Raw genomic sequence first — 21,573 nt, forward strand, 5'->3', positions numbered from 1 at the left:
ACAATCCTGATACTAAAGTCGATACCAACTAATAGTTTTGCCGCAGAATATACCTTTTGCCAGATTGTATCTTTTATCCAACAAAACCCTCATTTTCAAACTCTCCGGCGTTATCCCCGTCCCCTTATCTGCGGAAACTTATCCATCTCACCTTCCACAAAAACACAACTCCATTTTCTTCAAATAATCCCGCAACATCGCCTAGAATCAAGTTTTCCGCACGAGAAGCACGGCGGTCTCCACGTGCACCGTATGCACGAACTGGTCAACACAAACACACCTATCCACCCTGTAGCCCCGCTCCTGTATCAGCTCCAGGTCGCGTGCCAGGCTCGTCGGCTTGCAGGAAATATAGACGATCCTCTCCACACCGTAGTCCAGGATTTTCGGCAGTGCCTTCGGATGGATTCCGTCTCTCGGAGGATCCAGAATAATTAAATCCGGCTTCCCGGTCAGATCATCGAGAACCTTCAGTACATCGCCGGCGACAAACGTGCAGTTTGTGATCCCGTTCATGGCCGCATTTTCTTTCGCAGCCTCCACCGCCTCCTCTACAATCTCCACGCCCACCACACTGCGGGCTACTGCCGCGGCAATCTGGGAGATCGTACCCGTACCGCTGTACAGGTCAAACACCGTCATATCCCTTGTATCTCCGATATACTCCCGCACTGTATTATACAGCACCTCTGCTGCTCCGGAATTAGGCTGGAAAAATGAAAACGGGGTGATCTTGAATTTGAGTCCCAGTAATTCCTCATAGAAAAAATCCTGGCCGTACAGGATTCTTGTCTCGTCACTTTTCACGACATCAGACAGTGAATCATTGATGATGTGCAGGATACCCACGATCTTCCCCTGTGTATCGATGCCAAGCAGACGCTCAGTGAGCGGCTGAAGATCGTGCTCTTCCTGTGAAGTAGTCACCAGGTTTACCAGGATCTCTCCTGTGGTATCCGCCCTCCTGAGCAGCAGATGCCGCAGATATCCTGTATGCTGCATCTTCTTATAATAATAACCCACGCCTTTTTCCTGAAAAAACTCCAGCACACATGTGAGAATCTTTGTCATATCCTCATGGACGAGTCGGCAGTCTGCTGCCGTCAGGACATCATACGTGCTGCCTTTTTTATGGAGCCCAAGTGACAGCGGGCCTCCCTTATACTCGTCGCCGAAAGAAAATTCCATCTTGTTCCTGTACGCAAACTCTCTGGGGCTTCTCTTGATCGGTTCAAACACATATTCCTCCCGGATGACATCGTCCAGCAGTTTTTTCACCTGATTCTGTTTCATCTCCAGCTGTTCATCATACGGCATCGTCTGGTACATACATCCTCCGCACGCCGGAAAGATGCTGCAGACCGGCTCGCGCTTCTCAAGCGGGGACTTCTCCAGAACCTTAAGAAGCCGTCCCTCCAGACGGCCTCCGCGTTTTTTATTGACCATAAATTCGATTTTCTGTCCTGGAATCCCGTTTTTTACAGTTACCGTGTTGTCTTCCAGACATATCCTTCCCTTATTCGGAAAGTCTACGCCGGATATTGTCCCCTGGCAGATATCGCCTTTTTTCATAATACTTCCTCACTTCTCAATTATTCTCTTTTCCGTTACTTTCGTATACGGTTAATCCTTTCAATTTCCCTGCGGATACCGTCATCGATCTGGCTGGCCTGACGGGATGGTCTGCCTACGTAATACCCCTGAAGGTATTCGACGCCCAGAGCCGTCAGCGTTTCCATCTCAGCCCTTGTCTCTACGCCTTCACCTATGACTTTGATGCCGCGGGCTTTTGTATAGCTCATAAAGTTAGCGACAAGCGACTGTTTATCCTCATCGTCGTCAATATTCCGGACAATGCTGATGTCAATCTTCACATACTGCGGCTGCATATAGAGCAGTGTGGATTCTGAACTGTATCCCGAACCAAAATCATCAATCGCGATCCCCGCCCCGAGCCGGCCGGCCATCTCATGCTTTTCTCTCATGATCTCACCATCCGCCTGTTCACTCTCCATGATTTCAATGACCAGCCTTCCCCTGCAGTCCGGATATTGCTCAAGCAGATGTTTCTCCACCTCCGGGCTTATCAGCTGATTCGGTATTGAATTGATGAACAGTTTGCAGTCTCCAAAAGCCTCGCGCTGCCTGCTGTACTCATACAATGCCTGAGTGAAAGTCAGCTCTTCAATATCCGGAAGCCTGGACTGATCGCTTGCAAGACGCATCACATCGGCCGGAGAAGCCAGTTCCATGATTGTGGGCCGCATCAGCGCTTCATAGGCAAATACACTGCCATCCGAGGTGTCTACAATCGGCTGGAACACATAGGTAATAGCCTTATCTTCAATCAGCTTATTCAATTTCTCTCTGCCCTGGATAAGAAGGTAATCCTTTTCATAGGATTTTCTGTCAAACTCTTTCACAGCACCCTTGTAGCTGTTCTTCGTATCATACATGGCAAAGTCCGCATAGCGCTTCAGCTCATCATATGTAATGCCGTCATCCGGATACCAGGCGATACCGCCTGAAGCACGAAGTGCGATTTCTTCTTTGTCCGGCATAATGAGTTTCGTCGTATTCAGCCGGTCCTTGATCCGGTAAACGCTGTCGAGCAGTTCCTCTCTCGATCCGCATTCCGGCACGAACGCCAGAAATTCATCTCCCGAGATTCTTCCGACAAGGGTGTGTTCCCCTCCCAGGCTCCCAAAAATCTGCGCCGCACGCTGTATATATTTATCCCCATAGTCATGTCCATACGCATCATTGACATACTTTAGATTGTCCAGATCCCACATGATCATGGCGCCAAGCTGTTTTCTGCTTTCCGCATGATTCAGAATCTCACTGACTTTTCTCTTAAATGCCCTTCTGTTCAGCAGATGTGTCAGTATATCATAGTCTCTCTCATATTCTATTTTCTGCTTCTCATTCACATCCTGGGTAATGTCCATCACAGTGATCAGTACCCGCTCAGGTTCTGCCATGGATTTAAAATGTATCCATTGCTGAGAAGCCTCACCCGGAACGCAAAAATCCTTTTCAGCGCTGACGCTAAGCAGATCATCCAGCTTATTGTTTTTCAGATACAGATCAAAATATTCCCTGTCGATCAGCCGGTTTTCGCAGCGCGCGGGATCGAATTTCAGCATGGTAAGTACTTTCTGCGTGCAGAACACTTTGTCGGAGTCCATACGATATTCAACGGCTCCCAGAGGAAGATCTACCAGCTCAATGATCTGTGACAATTTCGAAGCATTTTCACGCACTGTCTCATTTAAGAATTTCATTGCATTTCCGAGCGCCTGAATTTCGCGGACGTCAGAATCGTCAAATTCCAGCTCTTCTTCCGCATTTTTGGACTTCAGCACCCGCACCATGCGCTTGATGGGCTTGGTAAAAAAATAGCTTCCCAATACGGCTCCCGTTATACCCAGTATAATGGAAATCACAAATGCCATAACGATAGCCAGCTGCAGATGTGCGGAGGTACTGTACAGTACATCCTTCGGCTGTATTCCGATCAGATTCCACTTTGTGGCAAAAAACGGTGAAGTCCTGTTGTAAAGATTGATCTGATGAATACTGCCGCAGTTGTCAGTGCCTTCCATATCATAAACCTTTTGGCCGATTGGTTTCTCTGCAAATGTCAGTGTGCTCTCTTTGCTGATCTCGTTCTGAATCAGGCCTGTGGAAAGAACGGGCGTATATGCGTCCTGACTTCTGTTGGTCGTTGCAAGCATATAAGAGGCCTTCCCTCCCTGATCCAGCTCATTTGGCAACAGTAGCGACTCCATATAATCTTCCGAAACTGATATACCCAGAACTCCGTAGACGACTCCATCCTGAACCAGCGGTATGGAGTGAGTCAAAACTTTCATATCATTGTCTTTCCATCGGAAAAATGATGACCAGTAACCAAGCTCCAGAGGTTTTCTTTCCGTATAAAAACTGGCCGCCTCCACAGGTTTACTGTACACATCCAAATTACCCGCCTCTTTGCTCAGCGTAAATTTGGCCGTCCAGTAAGAGTCCAGCGCGAGGCCGAGTTCCTTGGCAACACTGACAGACCCAACCTCAAGCAGAAGATCTTCAGTCCCCGAATAAGTATCCGGATCCAGGTCGCGCACAAGGAGACCGCAGTATTCATCACTTTCCCCATATCCATTCAATATAATAAAAGATTCCGTAATCATATTCCTGCGAAGAAGGTCCATGATGTCTTCTGATACTGCAAGGATGATCTCGTTATTCAATTTTTTGTCAGAATTCAGATCCTGTATGTTTCTTCCCCTGTTTTCCAGTTCGGTTTTTATTGTCTCCTGAATCCGCTTCGGATAATCACCGAAATCAGACCAGCCTTTCACCATCAGATTTTCCAGTGTATTTTTTCTGGCTCCCGCAGTGCTGCTGAAACTCTCACAGGCATTTTCTTTGAGATAGTGAAATCCGCCGTTAATATAAAGGACCGAGAGAAACAGTACTCCCTGAAGAATTACCACTGCCATCATGGAGGCAAGCAGTTTCTTAAAAATCGAAATGTTCTTCGGTTTTCTTAATTTCATGAAGGCAACCTCAGTAATTGGTTTATAAGTTCTCTTTCAATTGTTGTGTAAACTCTTCACACCAGTTATCAAACTGTTCATCCGTATTAAATTCGTTCACGATTTCTTCCAGAGACTGTGTCCCCTCTTCCAGACGGATTTTGACCTGTTCCCTGTCACCGGCCGCTTTTTCTCTCAGCGAATTTCCGATCACTGTCCTGCACGCGTCACTTCCTTCAAATACAGGCATTGTATACAGTTCATAATGTGTACTCTCTTCAAAGGAAACTTCCATTGTCCTGCGGATTTCTTCATTCCATTCCAGTTTTTCATTCTCTACGACCTCTTCAATAAACGATAACTGATTTGCCTCTTTTTTGACGGGTAGGTAGGAAGACTGTATGCAGAACTGTGTATTCACATAGGAGTCCGTAAACCATTTTAAAAATATGACTGTAGCTTCTTCACGGACCTCATCGGACTTGCTGACCACCATACCCGCTCCCTGCTGCACGGCAACCGGATCCGCCCCTTCAAAGTTAGGCACCGCCAGTTCTTCCGTCTCAATCGGATACGGCTCAGCATCTCCAACCGTAACTTCTGTCGGCATATATGAAGCTCCGGAAGAAGATCCCACGGATGCTATCAGATCACCGGTTTTCATGTCATCTGACCGGAATCTGCCATACTCTGCATAATACCCGCTGATGTAAGGCACGTAATACACATCCCATATTCTGCGCATGGCCTCCTTATCCATATTCAATTCTACTGTTCCGTCTTTAACCTGAAACGGATCGGCTCCAAGCTGATGCAGTCCGGTCAGCACAAAGTTTGCAAACGCATCCATGCCAAACAGCGCTTTGCCGTCGTCGGGCGTATCGGTCTTTGCATCCGTCCACTCGTAATACGTTTCTGCTGTTTCGGCCACACCTTCCCAGCTCGAAAGATCTTCCAGTACAGCACCGGTATCATTGGCAAACGGTTCCCAGTCCGTCATATTCACAGTCATCACCTCAGTCGATTTTGCAGTCGGAAATAAAGTCAGTGCCTGATCACTGCCCATCCGGCCCTCTTCGATATATGCATCCAGATATTCCGACAGTTCCTCCTCGCTGAACCAGTCATCCAGATCAACCAGCAGACCCTGTTCCTCGAATTTCAGGGCCGTTGAGGCATAGCAGCTGAAGAGATCGGAAAGCTCCCTCTCATCCTCCGGCTTGCTCAGCTCAAACTCCAGGTTCTCAATCAGTTCGTTCAGGTCTCCGCTGCTGATGTGTTTTACAAAAATACCCTTCTCACTTCCCACCGTATTGTTAAACTCTGTCACAAGCTCATCAAATGCAATTTTATGTGCACCATTATAGTAGGTCTGTACCTCTATCGTAACCGGATTGTCAGGGTCCAGACTACTCTTTCCCCCGCAGCCACCCATCATCATCGTCAAAACGGCAAATGCTGCAGCGGCAGCCATAACCTTTGTTTTTTTCATTTTTCTTCTCCTTGATCCTATAATTTTACGCAGACGGCTTCATGCCCTACAGCGGGCAGGAATTTTCCCAGCAGATCCCGGACCGACAGTTTAATGCTCGTCGTATTTACACAGGGATGGCAGGCAACTTCCGTATGTTCCAGTACCTCCTGATCGATCACCAGCTGTACCCTCTTCTTTGTGTCATTCATCAGCCCCATCACACTGACCGCTCCCGGTGTGATATCCAGGAATTCTTCCATGAATTCGGGCTTTGCAAAGGACAGCCTGGATACACCGAGTCTCGATGATAAATCCTTCGTCTTAAACTGCTTGCCTCCGGGCAGCATCAGAAGATAAAAGTCTGTCTGCTGTCTGTTGCACAGAAACAGATTCTTACATATTTCCACTCCGAGTACTTCATCCACTTCCCCGCAGGCATCGATTGTCGCCAGTGCTTCATGATCCACCCGCTCATACGGTATTCCCAGCTGATCCAGAAGATCATATGTACGTATCTCTTTATCCAAACGGCCAGCCGCATCCCCGGGCCGCCCATGTACTAATTCTGTCATAATTCTGTCCTTTCAAAAATGAGTCTTTCACACAATCATACTCCAAAATATGGCAGTCTGCAATCTTAAATAACTTTCCGCATAAATGAAAATTCCCGATACCAAATCGGCATCGGGAATGCTTTCTGACATTATTATTCCTCTGTCTCCTCATCCTCGAAATAATCATCAAAGTCATCATCGAAATCATCTTCAAAATCTTCCAGATAATCCGGCGTAAAGAAGCGATAGACTGCATATGCAATACCTGCTACTGCAGCAACAGCACCTACGATCGCCAAAACCCATAACAGTGTATTCTTACTCTTGTCTTCTTTTTCTTTTTTTTGCAGCATTGCCATCAGTTCATCAATTTTATTCATTTTAAGAACACCGTCCTCTCTATTAATTAGAAATATTATAACACCATCTTCAATATTTTACCACAAAAATCTGAATTTTAAACTTTTGGAATTTTTTTCAGCTTTGCAAAAGCAGCAAACATTTTTTTAATACCGTACTTTTCAAAATTTACTGTCACTTCAAAATCTTTTCCGCCCTCAACAACTGATTCCACCACACCGGTGCCGAATTTGACATGGCGCACCGTGTCTCCGACCGTATAGTCCAGTCTTTCCGCCTTCGTCACTTTAAACTGCTGCGGCTGGAATACCTGAGCCCTGAATGCCTCTTTCATCTGACGATAACTGCTGCTCGCCAGTATCTGATCTGCTTTACTTTCCCGCTCTTTGATCTCATGCCCCACATCAACCAGTTCCCTCGGTATCTCCCGGATAAAGCGGGAAACTTTATTGTATTGTGTCTCTCCCCGTATCATCCGCTGCTGTGCACTGGTAAGCGTCAGTCCCCTCATAGCCCGCGTGATGCCGACATAACACAGCCTTCTCTCCTCCTCGATCTCGGACGGGTCATCCGACGTGATCGTCATATAACTTGGGAAAATACCGTCTTCCATCCCCGCCATATAAACGTATGCAAATTCCAGTCCCTTGGCACTGTGAAGCGTCATCAGGAGCACTCTGTCATCTCCGTCCTCCACTGTATCAATGTCAGCTATGAGTGCAACTTCTTCCAGAAAGCCGTCCAGCGTCGGCGTCTCATGCTCTTCCTCATACGTCACTGCTTTTGTAAGCAGCTCGTCTATATTCTCAATTCGAGCGCGGGACTCGTCCGTTCCCTCTGCCTCCAGTTCTTTTACATAGCCGGTCTCCTCGATCACCTGCGTCAAAAGCTCTGAGACGGACAGATACTCAAGCTGGGACCTCATTCGCTGGATCAGGCTTACAAACGGAACCAGTTTACTGCCGCTGCGCCCTACAGCTGCACTGATCCCTTCATCCTCCAGAGCCTCATAAAAGCTCATATCCCGCTCCGTCGCGTACATCTGCACTTTCATGAGCGTTGCCGCTCCAATCCCTCGTTTCGGCACATTGATAATTCTTCTCACGGCAAGGTCATCCTGCGCATTATCAATTGTCTTTAAATATGCCAGCAGATCTTTAATCTCCTTACGCGCATAAAAGTTAACTCCGCCTACCAGACGGTATGGGATGTTTGCCATCAGGAATTTTTCCTCAAACAGCCGCGACTGAGCGTTCGTCCGGTATAAGATAGCAAAATCTTTATATGCCGCATCGCCCTCCCGAACCAGCTTCCTGATATCTCCGGCTATAAATTCCGCCTCTTCAAATGCATTCAGGAACTGCCGGAACCGAACGGGATAGCCTTTTTCATTGTCCGTCCAGAGAGTTTTTTCCTTTCGCTCCATATTATTTCTGATAACTTCATTCGCCGCATCCAGAATATTCTGGGTGGAACGGTAATTCTGTTCCAGCCGAATCACCTTTGCATCCGGAAATACCTTTTCAAATCCGAGGATATTTCCTATGTCAGCCCCCCTGAATTTGTATATGGACTGATCGTCATCTCCCACCACGCAGAGGTTCCTGTACTTCCCTGCCAACAGACTGACGAAGCGGAACTGAACTGTATTGGTGTCCTGATACTCATCGACCATCAGGTAACGAAAACGCTCCTGATAGTATTCCAAAACTTCCGGACACTTCTCGAAAAGCTCCACTGTCTTAACCAGCAGATCATCAAAATCGAGAGCATTGCTCTTTTTCAGACGATTCTGATACTCCCTGTATGCACGCGCTATTGTCTTTTTACTCCATTCCCCGCCGATATTGCGTTCGTAGTCTTCAGGAGATATCATCTCATTTTTAGCGGAGGATACTGCCGAAAGCAGCATCCGTTCCTTATAAAGTTTTGTATCGATGTTCAGTGTTTTACAGACTTCTTTCATCACAGACTTGGAATCGTCCGAGTCATATATGGTGAAACTCGTACCGTATCCGATCCTGTCTATATAGCGGCGCAGAATCCGCACGCAGCTGGAGTGAAAAGTGCTGACCCAGACACTGTCGGCACCGCGTGTCACCGTATGCTCAACCCGCTCTTTCATCTCTCCCGCAGCCTTATTCGTAAATGTAATAGCCATGATATTCCATGGATTTATACCCTTTTCTTCTATCAGATAAGAAATGCGGTGTGTCAAAACACGTGTCTTTCCTGAACCTGCCCCTGCCAGAATCAGCAGCGGTCCCTCTGTGCAGTACACAGCCTCCTGCTGTTGTGGATTTAAACTGTCATAAATGCTCATAAATTATGTAAACTCCATCTCATTTTCTTTTCAACTTTTACCCGTACGTTTTATTATATTACGTGCGGAGTATTAATGCAAACAGTTTAAACACAACCGCGCTTATCATTTTTAAACCCCGATAATCTGCATAGACAACGGGCAAAAAACCTCTTGTCATCTAGTATTAAAAACTATATAATATAATTTGTAGACTATCAGATATTTTTACGAGGTGACACATTCAATGACAATTGACACAAATGATATTATCAACAGTATCCTGGAGAGTATTTCACGCATCGATTATATCAGGCCCGGGGACGTACCGAACATCCCTTTATATATGGATCAGGTAACCACCTTTATGGATGCTCAGCTGGCCGCCTCCAAACGGTATGAGAGTGATAAAATCCTTACAAAAACGATGATCAACAATTATACCAAGAATAATCTTCTTCCGCCTCCCGACAAGAAGAAGTATTCCACGGAACACATTCTGCTGCTGATCTTTATCTATTATTTCAAGAGTATTCTGTCCATCAATGACATTCAGTCATTGCTGAGACCGATTACGGATAAATGTTTTCACGAAGGAGACGGTATCAGCCTGACAGAAATTTATAATGAAGTCTTCAGTCTTGAAAAATCAGAGATCGAATCCATGAAAGAAGATGTCCGCAAATATTATCAGACATCAGCGGAGACTTTCACAGATGCTCCGGAAGAGGAACAGAGCTTTCTTCAGCTGTTTTCATTTATCTGTCTGCTCAGTTTTGACGTCTATGTAAAGAAACAGATTATTGAGAATCTGATCGATCTTTTTCCTTCAGAAAAAAAGTAAACGGAACCTGTACTGCTGCATACGAATTATTTTCGTTTTGCAGCAGTTTTTTATTCTACTCTTCTTTACACCAAAATTTTAACGTGTTAAAATATGCAGGTAGGCACATAATATTGTGTAAGGAGTAATCTTATGAGCAAAACGATTCATACTGAGGCTGTCGATCAGCTTTTCGAAGCAATTTTGAGTTTAAAATCCAAAGAAGAATGTTATACTTTTTTTGAAGACGTATGTACGATCAATGAGCTGTTGTCACTGTCGCAGCGTTTTGAGGTTGCAAAAATGCTGCAGCAGAAGAAAACGTATCTTGAGATTTCCGAAAAAACCGGTGCGTCCACCGCAACGATCAGCCGTGTAAACCGCTCCCTAACCTATGGGAACGACGGATATGAGATGGTCTTTGAACGTCTGAACATCAAATGACATGGAGACGGAAATGATATGAAATGGCTGGATAAACCTTATCACTCTTTTCACTCCATGCTGGAAGAAGAATTCCATGAAAAGGTATACAAGCTCGCCTTAAACGGCGGCATGTCTTGCCCCAACAGAGACGGAACTCTGGGTACACGCGGATGCATTTTCTGCAGCGCCGGCGGATCCGGTGATTTTGCTGCAAACAAGGATCTTACCATTACGCAGCAGATTGAGGAACAGATGGCTGTTCTGACACAAAAACGCCCGGTCCGTAAATATATCGCTTATTTTCAGGCATACACCAACACGTATGCCCCTGTTTCGTATCTGAAATCCATTTTTACAGAAGCCCTCTCACATCCTGACATTGCTGCACTGTCCATCGGCACACGCCCTGACTGTCTGGGACCCGATATTCTCAGCCTTCTGGATACGCTGAATCATATCAAACCGGTCTGGGTCGAACTCGGCCTCCAGACCATGCACGAATCTACCGCCCGCTATATCCGAAGAGGATATGACCTGCCCTGTTTCGAGAAAGCCGTGTCTGATCTCCATTCTCACGGTCTCGATGTCATCGTACACACCATCCTGGGACTTCCCGGAGAAACGCCCTGTGATGTTCTTGATACCATTCACTATCTGAACAGCTGTTCCATACAGGGAATCAAACTTCAGCTTCTTCATGTTCTGAGAGGCACAGACCTGGCAGACGACTACGAGGCAGGACTCTTTCAGACGCTAACTATGGATGAGTATCTGACGCTTCTCATCGCATGTCTCGAACAGCTGTCCCCGGATATTGTGATCCACCGTCTGACTGGGGACGGCCCAAAGGATCTGCTGATCGCTCCCGAATGGAGCAGTGCAAAACGCACCGTGCTCAATGAACTGCACCGCCGCATGAAAGCAGAAAACACATGGCAGGGCAGACTTTATCACACATAGAAAGGAGATTTTTAATGGCAGAAGCATTGACCCTCTATAAACTGATTATTCTATATATGCTGCGGAAAGTCAATTTTCCGCTGACGAACGCACAGATTTCTGATTTTATTCTCGGTCAGGAATATACCAGCTATTTTCACCTCCAGCAGGCAATCTCCGAAATGCTGGAAGCAGATCTTGTTACGGCCGAAGTCATCCGCAACACTTCCTACTACCGCATGACCGAAGAAGGCAAAAAGACCATCACATACTTCGATAATCAGATACCGGATCCGATCAAAGAAGACATCAACCGATATTTAGATGAAAACTCATACGAACTGCGCAATGAAGTCTCCGTGATCTCCGATTACTACAAGACTCCGGAGCAGGAATACACGGTTCGCTGTCAGGTGCGTGAAGGCGCCAGTACGCTGATCGAACTGAACCTCACTGTACCCGAAGAATCCAATGCAAAAGCCATCTGTGGCAGCTGGTCAAAAAAAAGCCAGGAAATTTATGCTTATCTGATGAAAGAACTGATGATATGATACAGACTTATCTTATCAGGAATGACGAGACGGCTGTCCTGACGCCCTGCGGTAGATCAGATACGCAGCGAGTGCAGTGGCGGCCTCTGCGATCCAAAACGCATGCCATACTCCGGCCGCGCCTGATATACGGCTCAGTAAAAAGGCCGCCGGTATGATGATGACCACATAGCGCAGCAATGAAATCATCAGCGAAGGAAATCCCTTTCCGATACCTTCCAGCGCTCCAGCTGAGGTTACGGATACTGCAGAGACCAGAAAACCCGCACTGATCGTTCCAAGCGCCTGAGCTCCCGCTTCCAGCGTCTCTGGATTTTCCGTAAACATGCCCATCAGATAATCCGGCAGAGCGAGGCATACCAGCATCCCTGCGCCCATGATCACTGCGATCAGCATCAGCGCAATTCTGTAAATCTTTTTCACACGCTGTTTTTCTTCTGCCCCGTAATTATAGCCGATCAGGGGCCTCATACCCTGTACGATCCCATTCGCAGGCATGTAAAGAAATGTCTGTAGTTTATAGTAAACGCCGAGCACAACGACATATGTCTGGGAAAAAGCCGACAGAATTCCATTCAGTGCCGAGACCAGCAGTGACGGAAGCGCCATGTTCATGGCGGCCGGTACCCCCACCGCGTAAAGCCTCATACAGATGGCACGATCCCATCTGAGACTCTTCATTCCCAGTTTCACGTTCAGTGGTTTTGCAGCGTAGACAGCCACATAGATCACCAGAGTGACCGTCTGCCCGATCCCCGTCGCCCAGGCCGCCCCTCTGATACCGAGTGCCGGAACCGGTCCCAGACCGAATATCATAATGGGATCCAGTATAATATTTACTACGCACCCGCAAATCATGCCGATCATGGTAATCTTCATCTTTCCCACAGACTGAAAAATCTTTTCGAACGTGATGCCCGCCATAATCACTACAGAGAAGCTGATAACAATCGATGAATAATTCCATCCTTCCCGGATAATATCCCCGTCTTCTGTAAACATCTTTAGAAAATGCTGCATTCCCAAAAGCCATGCTGCGGTCAAAATAACACCGTGCAGTACGGCAAACAGCATTCCCTGCGATGCAGCCGTATCCGCCTGTCTCTGCTTCCCGGCACCAAGGCAGATTGCGATCACCGCACTTATCCCAACTCCAAATCCAACGGCAATGGAATTGATCAGGTTCTGCACCGGAAAGACCAGCGACAGCGCAGTCATTGCATTTTCACTGATTTTTGCTACAAAGATACTGTCAACGATATTATACAGCGAATTTACCAGCATAGAGATCACCATCGGGACCGACATCGACAGAAGCAGCGGCAGCACCCGCCGCTCTTTCATGTAAGACTGTTCCAAAATTTATTTCCTCCTCGTTTGCCTGTGTTCCCGCCGGACAAGCGAAAAGGCTATAGACTCACTGTTTGATTACTCAGAAACAGTAAAATCTATAGCCTTCATAGCCGAGACGGGCTTATATCATTATTTGTGTATGATACCATACCAATACATGTTTGTCAATTTCTCCTATATGGAATTTTTCCTGATATATTCCAGGTGCTCCCTGATATTTTTTTCATACCCCATGTCCGTCGGCTCGTAAAAAACAGCCCCCGCGATCTCATCCGGCAGGTACTGCTGCTTTACATAATGATTTGGAAAATCGTGCGCGTACTGGTATCCGGTTCCTCTTCCCAGCTTGGCCGACCCTTTATAATGGGCATCCTGCAAATGCGGAGGGACTGAAGTTTTTGTCTCCCTCACAGACTGTGCAGCTGCAAATACGGCCAGACAGCTGGCGTTACTCTTCGGCGCCGAGGCAACGTACGTAACTGCCTGAGCCAGGATAATCTGAGCTTCCGGCATCCCGACGCGCTCGACTGCCTGTGAAGCTGCCACCGCAACCATCAGGGCCTGAGGATCTGCGTTGCCCACATCTTCCGAGGCACAGATCATCACGCGGCGGGCAATAAACTTGATGTCTTCCCCCGCCGTCAGCATCTTAGCCAGATAATAGACGGCTGCATCGGGATCCGACCCCCGCATACTCTTAATAAACGCAGAGATCGTGTCATAGTGCTGATCACCGTTCTTATCGTAGTGTATCACACGTTTCTGGATACACTCTGACGCTGTATCCAGATCAATGTGGATCCTTCCGTCAGCTGACGGATGTGTCGTCAAAATGGCAAGTTCAATGGCGTTCAGCGCTGTCCTGGCGTCTCCGCCGGACATATCCGCCAGAAATTCCTTCGCGCCGTCTTCCAGAACGGCCCGATACAAGCCCATCCCCCGTTTTTCATCTGCCACCGCTTTTTCCAGCAGCCGCATGATATCCTTCTTAGCGAGCGGTTTCAGCTCAAAAATGATCGAGCGCGACAGCAGTGCGCTGTTTACCTCGAAATAGGGATTTTCTGTCGTAGCACCGATCAGGACCAGAGTCCCATCCTCTACAAACGGGAGCAGGTAGTCCTGCTGTCCCTTGTTAAACCTGTGAATCTCGTCCACAAACAGAATCGTTTTTCTCCGGTACATCCCCAGCATGTCCTTTGCATGCCTGACGACTTCCTCCATATCCTTTTTTCCGGCCGTCGTCGCATTCAGCTGCTGAAATTCACCGCTGGTCGTATTTGCAATCACCTTTGCAAGCGTCGTCTTTCCGGTTCCCGGCGGTCCGTAGAAAATGACGGAGCCAAGTTTATCAGCTTTGATCGCCCGGTAAAGCATTTTGCCCTCACCGATGATATGCTCCTGCCCCACCACCTCTTCCAGTGTCACCGGGCGCATCCTGGATGCAAGCGGTGACTCCTGTTCCAGAGTCTTTTCCTTTACATAATCAAATAAATCCATCGTTATCCTATCCTATTCAAAAAACATATGCTCCATGTAGAGCTCATTAAAGTCCGCATCCGTAGACAGGTCAATTTCCGATGAATGTTCCAGAAGCAGTTCCAGTCTTTCTTTCGAATCATCGTTGATGAGGTAGCGAAGTGCACCGCCGAGTGAACTGTTGCCGACGGCTTTTATCTTGCCGTCAAATTCTCTCGGAAGCAGCCCCAGGACCATTGCCTTCTCCTGGTTTATGTGATACCCGAATCCGCCTGCCAGATATACGGCATCCACCTGATCATATGTAACGCCAAATCTCCTCAGCAGCACCTCGATACCCGCACGGACTGCTGATTTGGCGAGCTGAATTTCCCGCACATCCTGCTGTGTAAACGTGATGTCTCTGCCGTCCGGCGTCTGTGCCAGCCGATAACCGTTTTCAAAGTATTCCTCTTCCAGCCGACCCGTCTCGTCTACCAGCTCATGTTCAATCAGCCCGGAAATAGTCTCAATGACTCCGGTTCCGCACAGACCAATCGGCGGTTTATCACCGATCGTAGCGATATTCGCCCTGCCGTCTTCGATCTCCACTTTGCAGATCGCACCCTGAACACTTCCCATACCCCAGGAGATATTGCCGCCTTCAAATGCCGGTCCCGCAGCAGTGGAAGTCGATACGATACGATCACGGTTTCCGATTGCCATCTCGCCGTTCGTGCCAAGATCCACCAGCAGCGCTGTCTTCTCATTGGTATCAAATTCACAGTCGTAAAGACCGGAGACGATATCACCTCCCACGTAGGTGGATATTCCCGGGAGCAGAATCACTTCCGCGTCACAGTAATCATCTTCCAGCACCTCGCGAAACGGCTTTTCTATCAGGCTGATATCTACCGGTGTAAACGGAAATACACCCAGCCCTTCGCAGGAGTATCCCAACAACAGGTGTCCCATCGTCGTATTTCCGCCGATCGCAATCCGGTCAATCTGATCCGGCCGGATGCCCGCCTCTTCCACAAGCGTCCGTATCCCGGTCATGAGATCCTCCTGAATACTCTTACGAAGCGCTTCCTTTTTCCCGTCACAGGATGCCTGTATCCTGGAGATAACATCCGCTCCGAATGCCCGCTGTCTGTTCAGCGTCGCAAAGGAACCGACCGGACTCCTGCTCGTCTTTCCAACAAGCTGAAATGCCAGTGTGGTCGTACCAATATCCACAGCGATATCATAACCTGCCTCTTCGGTCCCGGCATGCTCCTGCTGGCTGTCTCCGTGACCGACCTGAATGGAAAATCCCGCCTCGTCCTGCACATCCATGGTGATCACACAGTCATCCGCCGGGTATGCCCTGCAGGCAAGACGGTATCCCTGTGCCAGTTCTTCCTCCGTAAAGTGCTTCCGGTCCGAAGGTGTGACGTCCAGCTCACCCTCCTTCAGACGTATCTTGCATTTTCCGCAGTTTCCTTTTCCCCCGCAGACTGCACTGAAGTACGCCCCCTGCCTGTTAATCGCCGACAGAATACTTTCATACTCTTCAGACACAACAACAAGTTTCTTATCCTTATTGATGACTGTGATCGTCACCGGCTGTATTTTTCTCATATTGCAGTTTTTAGCACCACACTTTCTGCAGTTATGCTGTGCCCGGAACACAGATTCATCGGCCGTCACCTGCATTACCTGACAGGACGTCTTTACCGGATCATACATATACGATGGACTGATCGCAATCCCAAGCGTTTTATCAGCCTTCAGCGCATCGAATGCAGTCTTCTGTGCAATCATCGGAATATCGTTCGGTGCCTCAAGACGGCTCACGATTCCGATTTTTCTTCTGGCGCATTCCTCCTTCAGGACTGCCTGAATCTCATGATCCATGGCAAACAGACATGCGTCTGCCATAGCGTCTATGAGCATCCCTTTCAAAAAATCTCCTTCTTCAAAGGATTCAGAGCTGTATCTGCTGACTTCCCCGCCCACGGTTGAGAGGATGTAGATGATATCCTCACCCGCTTTCAGCTTTTCACTTTCCAGTTCACCGGCCACTTTGCCGAATCCGATCACTGCCTTTGGATCGAGCCTGCGCTCTACCTCCTGCAGCAGATCAGAAAACTCTCTTTGTACCTCTTCATAAATGGGGCTGTCCTCTTTACAGTCCATAAGCTTCAGTACCGTTTCTTTCTCGATGGTCTTTTGAAATTCCGTAATTTTAATGATACTTTCCATGTCGTTATCCCCCAGTTACTTTCGTTTGAAGTAAGATAAAAAGCATCACACAAGCACTTGTGTGATGCCCCTTTTCATATTATAATATTTTTTACGCCAGCATTCAAGAAGATTAATAATGATTGCTGTATGACCAGTCGTCATAGTGCTCTCTCATTTCCGGTGTCTCCACATCATTTTTGTGTGCATAGCGTATTTCCGCACTGCTTCCGGCTTTTAAATCCTCCTGGCATAAATCTTCGATAGATATTCTTTCTTCGTTCATGATGATTGCTCCTTTTTCTTTTTTAAATCCCTGTTGCCTGTTCCGTTCCTTCATTCATTGACATCAATATACCACTATTTTTGTCTTAATTCATCTGTCTTTCCGGACTTACTTTTATAGATTTCAGCCATGATTTGTTGACTTTGTATGTGGCTTCATTTATAATCAGGTTATGATATCACGAATTGACAAACCAGTACCGGAACTTAATATTGAGTTGTATGTAGAAAAGGGCCTTTATACCGGAAACACTCCGATGCGGGATAATTCCTATTATGAGCTGATCATCATCATGGGCGGAGATGCTGTCTGTGCTGTGGAGGGCTCACTCTTTCCTGTAGAACGCGGCTATATCATCGCGATACAGCCCGGCTTCCGGCATGGTTTTATCGGTGTCCGGGAACTGAAATTCTACCGCTATGTGTTTGATCTTGACGGCATTGCACGATCCAATATGCCGCTTAAAAAGCTGATCGGATTTCAATCGTTTTTTATGAGCACCGCATACTACCGGTATCATCATATCTTCAACAGCATTCTGATCCTGTCGGACAGTCATCTGGAACTCGTGAGCCTGCTCAGCAGCCTGCTTTATAGCACCTTTACAGAGAAAAAGCCGGGTTACAATATATCTGCAAGAGAATATTTTGTCTGTCTTTTGACTATCATATCCAATGAATACGTGCAGACCGATAAGGCATCCCACCAGAGTTACCAGTTTATGGAGGATGCATTTAATTATCTGGAGACTCACTATTTTGAGCCTCTTACCGTAAAAGATCTCGCAGACATTGCTCATCTTTCCGAGCGCCACTTTACACGGCTCTTCAAGGAGATCTACGGTACTACCCCGAATGCGTATATTATCCGCTGCCGCCTTACACACGCATGTGAATTGATCAAGAATACGTCCAACACGCTCTCAAGCATCAGCGAGGAGTGCGGGTTCCCGAATTTTCCTGCTTTTACCAAAACATTCAAGGACAAGCTGGGCGTCACCCCCAGTCAGTACCGCAGACAGCAGCGCAGCAGCACCGATGTTTAATCAGCTGAAAAAGGGATGTCCCTCCGGCCATTACATGGCTTTTGGGACATCCCTCTTTATGTAATACGATTATTTTACTAATTCTTTTGCAAGAGTAGCTGCTGAAGCTGCATCCTCTGAATATCCGTCAGCTCCGATTTCATCAGCAAATTCCTGTGTGATAGGTGCTCCGCCTACCATGATCTTGATGTTGCTTCTGAAGTCTGATTCGTTCAGCGCTGCTACGGTGTCTCTCATGGACGGCATTGTTGTTGTTAGCAGTGCGGACAGGCATACAATCTTTGTATCCGGGTTTGCTTTGTAGCACTCGATGATTTTCTCGATCGGAACGTCTACTCCGAGGTCGATCACTTCGAATCCTGCACTTTCGATCATCATCGCTACCAGGTTCTTTCCGATATCATGAAGGTCGCCTGCTACTGTTGCGATGATCAGTTTTCCCATTGCTCCTGTGCTTCCTGCTGAAAGATGTGGTTTCAGTACTTCTACACCTTTTTTCATTGCTCTTGCTGCTACCAGCATCTCCGGTACGAAGATCTCGTTGTTTTTGAATTTCTCTCCGACAACTGCCATTGCGTCGATCATTCCGCCGTTCAGAATCTCTGTAGGATCACATCCATCATCCAATGCTGCCTGTACAGCCGGTCCAACTAATTTTGCTTTTCCCTTTGCTACTAAATCTGCAACTTCCTGAATTTTTGGTGACATGTTAAATTCCTCCGCTTCTTTCTTGTGTTTTGTTTTTGCCATCTATCAAAAAATAAGTTTTCCTCAAAACTTATCCTTCGATTGTTACGTTAAAATCCGATCAGCCAGGCCAATCGGCCATGAAAATTTGCTTTGCAGGGTTTGTTTATTTCTGTACCGGTCCGATCAGGCCTTCCCTGTAAGCTCCGATGTATTCCATGCAGTAATCATCCAGTCCCAGAAGCGCCTCTGTCGCATAGATGAGTCCCATCATATCCCTGTTCAGCGGATCAAGGATTGCGCTGTCGAGTCCTGCGTTCATCGCAAGTACGGTAAATCCTAAGTTCACCAGTTTTCTTGCCGGCAGGTTAAAGGAGATGTTGCTGACTGCCGCTGTGATATGTATGGTCGGATACTGCGCACGGATCGTGCTGATCACCTCTGTGATCATTGCAATGCCATCTTCGGATGTACACAGCATTTCGATCAGCGGATCAATATGGATCCTGCTCGGATCGATATTGTACTCTTTTGCCTTCTCCATGATTCTTCCGAACACTTCCAGCCTTTTCTCAGCCGTCTGCGGGATTCCGGTGTCATCACACAGCAGTGCAACTACTTCCCATCCCGGATTTTCCGCTACGATAGGGAAAAGCTGGTCGATCTTATCCCCTTCCATGGATACAGAATTGATAATACCCGGTCTGCTGCAGCATTTATATGCTTCGCTCAGCACTTTTGCACTCGGGCTGTCCACTGCGATCGGAAGATCTGTTACACTCTCTACGAGACCGATCATCCATTTCAGCGTCTCTACTTCTACTTCCTCATCAACAGACGCGCACACATCAATAAAGGTAGCGCCTGCCTCTGCCTCTTTTTTTGCGATATCTTTGATCCATTCTTCATCTCGCGCTGCGATTGCTTTCGCCATGGATGGAATGGAACCGTTTATTTTTTCGCCGATAATTATCATTGGAATTATCCCCCTAGCTCTTATTCGTTTGTATTATAACATATGAAAATTTACAGGTAAAGGAACAATATAACACTATTGCTGATTTTTTTGGAAATATATTATGATTATTAATCACTATTCACATAACATCTCATCGATCGTTACAAACTCATATCCTAATTTCGTCAATTCGTCCACTATCTGCAGCGCTGCTTTGACAGTTGTGTCATAGCTGTCGTGCATCAGTATAATATCCCCCTCTTTGACGCAGGGCAAAACACGTTTTAACACGGCATTTGTATTTTTCAGCTCCCAGTCCATGGAATCAATATTCCAGAACACCGGAATCATCGGTATCCCACAGTCCAGTTCATCGTCCCATTCTCCATAAGGCGGCCGGATATATGAAGGATATTCACCTGTGATCTGCCTGATCAGCTCGCATGTCGTCTGAATCTGTTCACAAGCCTCCGCTTTCGGCAGCTTGGTCAGAAGCACATGCTTGTATGCGTGATTCCCCACCAAGTGCCCTTCTTCATACATTCTCCTGACGATCTCTTCCCTTCCGGGTATCTGTTGTCCCAGCAGAAAAAAACTGGCCTTTACATTTCGCTCTGCGAGTCCATCAAGCAGCTGCGGTGTATATATTTCATGAGGTCCGTCATCAAATGTCAACGCAACTTTCGGCTTTTCAACTACCTCGGACGACGCCTCCTGAACATTCGGCCCGGCATTCCAAAGACACAGAACAGAAACTGCCAGCAGCATCAGCGCCGGCAGCATCCATTGCAGTTTTTTATAAACATTCCAGAATTTCATCAGATATTCCTCCATGTATTTCCTTATATCATGAATCAGAGATTCATGATCGGCATTCGCCGTTCGCCAATCATGCAAGCATGTTGACTCTCTTGCGCTCATTATATCATATGAAGGTTCTCTGTCAGAATAGAATGCCAAAAAAATCCCGGAATTTTAATTCCGGGATCGTAATATATTTCTATTATGCGATTTTGGATTTTGCCAGTGCTGCAAGAGTTGCAAATCCTGCTGCATCATTAACTGCCATATCTGCCAGTACTTTTCTGTTCAGATCCACTTCAGCTAATTTTAAACCATGCATAAACTTGCTGTATGACAAACCGTTCATTCTTGCTGCGGCGTTGATACGCGCGATCCACAGCTGTCTGAACTGACGTTTCTTCTGTTTTCTGCCTGCATAGGAGCTTGTAAGAGCCCGCATTACTGACTGTTTTGCTACTCTGTACTGTTTTGACCTGGCTCCTCTGTAACCTTTCGCCAGTTTCAGTGTTCTATTATGTCTTTTCTTAGCGTTTAAGCCGCCTTTAATTCTTGCCATTCTTATATTCCTCCTTCGACTCTATCTTAAATGTAAGGTAAAATTTTCTTCATGTTCTTTACATTTGTCTCATCTGTAACAGCCGGTTTTCTCAGGTTCCTTTTTCTCTTCTGAGATTTTTTGGTTAAGATATGGCTTTTATAAGCTTTATTTCTAACTAATTTTCCTGTACCTGTTTTTTTGAAACGCTTTGCAGCTGCTCTGCTTGTTTTAATTTTTGGCATTTTGTCGTC

At 46.9% G+C, this 21,573-nt stretch carries 20 protein-coding genes; 5 read left to right on the forward strand and 15 right to left on the reverse strand.

What is annotated here, in order from left to right; genetic code table 11:
* Positions 1-207: 207 nt before the first annotated feature.
* The 6 genes from rlmD to pcrA all read right to left on the reverse strand — a co-directional run bounded on the left by rlmD (position 208) and on the right by pcrA (position 9,252).
* The gene (gene rlmD, locus NQ502_RS03880; protein ID WP_028530193.1) at positions 208-1,572 is read right to left on the reverse strand and encodes a 23S rRNA (uracil(1939)-C(5))-methyltransferase RlmD; all 1,365 of its coding nucleotides are present in this window, start codon (positions 1,570-1,572) and stop codon (positions 208-210) included.
* 35 nt (positions 1,573-1,607) lie between these two features.
* Positions 1,608-4,562, reverse strand: coding sequence for an EAL domain-containing protein (locus NQ502_RS03885; protein ID WP_028530194.1), 2,955 nt, complete (start codon positions 4,560-4,562; stop codon positions 1,608-1,610).
* 22 nt (positions 4,563-4,584) lie between these two features.
* Positions 4,585-6,033: an extracellular solute-binding protein gene (locus NQ502_RS03890; protein ID WP_028530195.1), complete on the reverse strand. Its 1,449-nt coding sequence runs from the start codon at positions 6,031-6,033 to the stop codon at positions 4,585-4,587.
* Positions 6,034-6,050: 17 nt separating this feature from the next.
* Complete coding sequence (locus NQ502_RS03895) at positions 6,051-6,587, reverse strand: prolyl-tRNA synthetase associated domain-containing protein (protein WP_028530196.1); 537 nt, start codon at positions 6,585-6,587, stop codon at positions 6,051-6,053.
* Between the two features lie 134 nt (positions 6,588-6,721).
* Positions 6,722-6,949, reverse strand: a complete 228-nt coding sequence (locus NQ502_RS03900; protein ID WP_028530197.1) for a hypothetical protein — start codon at positions 6,947-6,949, stop codon at positions 6,722-6,724.
* Between the two features lie 77 nt (positions 6,950-7,026).
* The gene (gene pcrA / locus NQ502_RS03905; RefSeq protein ID WP_028530198.1) at positions 7,027-9,252 is read right to left on the reverse strand and encodes a DNA helicase PcrA; all 2,226 of its coding nucleotides are present in this window, start codon (positions 9,250-9,252) and stop codon (positions 7,027-7,029) included.
* Between the two features lie 226 nt (positions 9,253-9,478).
* Between pcrA and NQ502_RS03910 the strand changes: the two genes are divergently transcribed.
* The 4 genes from NQ502_RS03910 to NQ502_RS03925 all read left to right on the forward strand — a co-directional run bounded on the left by NQ502_RS03910 (position 9,479) and on the right by NQ502_RS03925 (position 11,970).
* Positions 9,479-10,075, forward strand: a complete 597-nt coding sequence (locus tag NQ502_RS03910) for a DUF1836 domain-containing protein (RefSeq protein WP_028530199.1) — start codon at positions 9,479-9,481, stop codon at positions 10,073-10,075.
* Positions 10,076-10,207: 132 nt separating this feature from the next.
* On the forward strand, positions 10,208-10,498 hold the full coding sequence (locus tag NQ502_RS03915) for a YerC/YecD family TrpR-related protein (protein WP_028530200.1): 291 nt from the start codon (positions 10,208-10,210) through the stop codon (positions 10,496-10,498).
* 18 nt (positions 10,499-10,516) lie between these two features.
* Complete coding sequence (locus NQ502_RS03920) at positions 10,517-11,440, forward strand: TIGR01212 family radical SAM protein (RefSeq protein ID WP_028530201.1); 924 nt, start codon at positions 10,517-10,519, stop codon at positions 11,438-11,440.
* Positions 11,441-11,454: 14 nt separating this feature from the next.
* Positions 11,455-11,970: a DUF4364 family protein gene (locus NQ502_RS03925; protein ID WP_028530202.1), complete on the forward strand. Its 516-nt coding sequence runs from the start codon at positions 11,455-11,457 to the stop codon at positions 11,968-11,970.
* Positions 11,971-11,985: 15 nt separating this feature from the next.
* Here the strand turns inward: NQ502_RS03925 and NQ502_RS03930 are convergent, their stop codons facing one another.
* From NQ502_RS03930 to NQ502_RS03945, 4 genes are all read right to left on the reverse strand, one after another.
* Entirely contained in the window at positions 11,986-13,329 is a 1,344-nt protein-coding gene (locus NQ502_RS03930; protein ID WP_028530203.1) for an MATE family efflux transporter, read from the reverse strand.
* A 168-nt stretch (positions 13,330-13,497) separates the two neighbouring features.
* A complete protein-coding gene (locus NQ502_RS03935; RefSeq protein WP_028530204.1) occupies positions 13,498-14,820 on the reverse strand; it encodes a replication-associated recombination protein A in 1,323 nt (440 codons plus the stop codon).
* Between the two features lie 12 nt (positions 14,821-14,832).
* Complete coding sequence (locus NQ502_RS03940; protein ID WP_083963521.1) at positions 14,833-17,025, reverse strand: ASKHA domain-containing protein; 2,193 nt, start codon at positions 17,023-17,025, stop codon at positions 14,833-14,835.
* A gap of 112 nt (positions 17,026-17,137) precedes the next feature.
* The gene (locus NQ502_RS03945) at positions 17,138-17,290 is read right to left on the reverse strand and encodes a hypothetical protein (RefSeq protein ID WP_156887916.1); all 153 of its coding nucleotides are present in this window, start codon (positions 17,288-17,290) and stop codon (positions 17,138-17,140) included.
* Positions 17,291-17,462: 172 nt separating this feature from the next.
* Between NQ502_RS03945 and NQ502_RS03950 the strand changes: the two genes are divergently transcribed.
* The gene (locus tag NQ502_RS03950; protein ID WP_083963522.1) at positions 17,463-18,335 is read left to right on the forward strand and encodes a helix-turn-helix transcriptional regulator; all 873 of its coding nucleotides are present in this window, start codon (positions 17,463-17,465) and stop codon (positions 18,333-18,335) included.
* A 69-nt stretch (positions 18,336-18,404) separates the two neighbouring features.
* Here NQ502_RS03950 and NQ502_RS03955 read toward each other — a convergent pair whose 3' ends face one another.
* The 5 genes from NQ502_RS03955 to rpmI all read right to left on the reverse strand — a co-directional run bounded on the left by NQ502_RS03955 (position 18,405) and on the right by rpmI (position 21,564).
* The gene (locus tag NQ502_RS03955) at positions 18,405-19,043 is read right to left on the reverse strand and encodes a corrinoid protein (RefSeq protein ID WP_240288941.1); all 639 of its coding nucleotides are present in this window, start codon (positions 19,041-19,043) and stop codon (positions 18,405-18,407) included.
* 145 nt (positions 19,044-19,188) lie between these two features.
* Positions 19,189-19,998: a methyltetrahydrofolate cobalamin methyltransferase gene (locus tag NQ502_RS03960; protein WP_260046630.1), complete on the reverse strand. Its 810-nt coding sequence runs from the start codon at positions 19,996-19,998 to the stop codon at positions 19,189-19,191.
* Between the two features lie 117 nt (positions 19,999-20,115).
* The gene (locus NQ502_RS03965; protein ID WP_028528595.1) at positions 20,116-20,799 is read right to left on the reverse strand and encodes a polysaccharide deacetylase family protein; all 684 of its coding nucleotides are present in this window, start codon (positions 20,797-20,799) and stop codon (positions 20,116-20,118) included.
* Between the two features lie 184 nt (positions 20,800-20,983).
* Positions 20,984-21,340, reverse strand: coding sequence for a 50S ribosomal protein L20 (gene rplT, locus NQ502_RS03970; RefSeq protein WP_028528596.1), 357 nt, complete (start codon positions 21,338-21,340; stop codon positions 20,984-20,986).
* 26 nt (positions 21,341-21,366) lie between these two features.
* Positions 21,367-21,564, reverse strand: coding sequence for a 50S ribosomal protein L35 (rpmI, locus tag NQ502_RS03975; protein WP_028528597.1), 198 nt, complete (start codon positions 21,562-21,564; stop codon positions 21,367-21,369).
* Positions 21,565-21,573: the final 9 nt, after the last annotated feature.

The organism is Ruminococcus gauvreauii (assembly GCF_025151995.1).
In the GTDB taxonomy this organism is placed as follows: domain Bacteria; phylum Bacillota; class Clostridia; order Lachnospirales; family Lachnospiraceae; genus Ruminococcus_G; species Ruminococcus_G gauvreauii.

Excerpts from the sequence above, each read along its gene's own strand:
- rlmD (WP_028530193.1), bottom strand. The coding sequence starts at position 1,572 with ATGAAAAAAGGCGATATCTGCCAGGGGACAATATCCGGCGTAGACTTT.
- NQ502_RS03885 (WP_028530194.1), bottom strand. The coding sequence starts at position 4,562 with ATGAAATTAAGAAAACCGAAGAACATTTCGATTTTTAAGAAACTGCTT.
- NQ502_RS03890 (WP_028530195.1), bottom strand. The coding sequence starts at position 6,033 with ATGAAAAAAACAAAGGTTATGGCTGCCGCTGCAGCATTTGCCGTTTTG.
- NQ502_RS03895 (WP_028530196.1), bottom strand. The coding sequence starts at position 6,587 with ATGACAGAATTAGTACATGGGCGGCCCGGGGATGCGGCTGGCCGTTTG.
- NQ502_RS03900 (WP_028530197.1), bottom strand. The coding sequence starts at position 6,949 with ATGAATAAAATTGATGAACTGATGGCAATGCTGCAAAAAAAAGAAAAA.
- pcrA (WP_028530198.1), bottom strand. The coding sequence starts at position 9,252 with ATGAGCATTTATGACAGTTTAAATCCACAACAGCAGGAGGCTGTGTAC.
- NQ502_RS03910 (WP_028530199.1), top strand. The coding sequence starts at position 9,479 with ATGACAATTGACACAAATGATATTATCAACAGTATCCTGGAGAGTATT.
- NQ502_RS03915 (WP_028530200.1), top strand. The coding sequence starts at position 10,208 with ATGAGCAAAACGATTCATACTGAGGCTGTCGATCAGCTTTTCGAAGCA.
- NQ502_RS03920 (WP_028530201.1), top strand. The coding sequence starts at position 10,517 with ATGAAATGGCTGGATAAACCTTATCACTCTTTTCACTCCATGCTGGAA.
- NQ502_RS03925 (WP_028530202.1), top strand. The coding sequence starts at position 11,455 with ATGGCAGAAGCATTGACCCTCTATAAACTGATTATTCTATATATGCTG.
- NQ502_RS03935 (WP_028530204.1), bottom strand. The coding sequence starts at position 14,820 with ATGGATTTATTTGATTATGTAAAGGAAAAGACTCTGGAACAGGAGTCA.
- NQ502_RS03940 (WP_083963521.1), bottom strand. The coding sequence starts at position 17,025 with ATGGAAAGTATCATTAAAATTACGGAATTTCAAAAGACCATCGAGAAA.
- NQ502_RS03945 (WP_156887916.1), bottom strand. The coding sequence starts at position 17,290 with ATGAACGAAGAAAGAATATCTATCGAAGATTTATGCCAGGAGGATTTA.
- NQ502_RS03950 (WP_083963522.1), top strand. The coding sequence starts at position 17,463 with ATGATATCACGAATTGACAAACCAGTACCGGAACTTAATATTGAGTTG.
- NQ502_RS03955 (WP_240288941.1), bottom strand. The coding sequence starts at position 19,043 with ATGTCACCAAAAATTCAGGAAGTTGCAGATTTAGTAGCAAAGGGAAAA.
- NQ502_RS03960 (WP_260046630.1), bottom strand. The coding sequence starts at position 19,998 with ATGATAATTATCGGCGAAAAAATAAACGGTTCCATTCCATCCATGGCG.
- NQ502_RS03965 (WP_028528595.1), bottom strand. The coding sequence starts at position 20,799 with ATGAAATTCTGGAATGTTTATAAAAAACTGCAATGGATGCTGCCGGCG.
- rplT (WP_028528596.1), bottom strand. The coding sequence starts at position 21,340 with ATGGCAAGAATTAAAGGCGGCTTAAACGCTAAGAAAAGACATAATAGA.
- rpmI (WP_028528597.1), bottom strand. The coding sequence starts at position 21,564 with ATGCCAAAAATTAAAACAAGCAGAGCAGCTGCAAAGCGTTTCAAAAAA.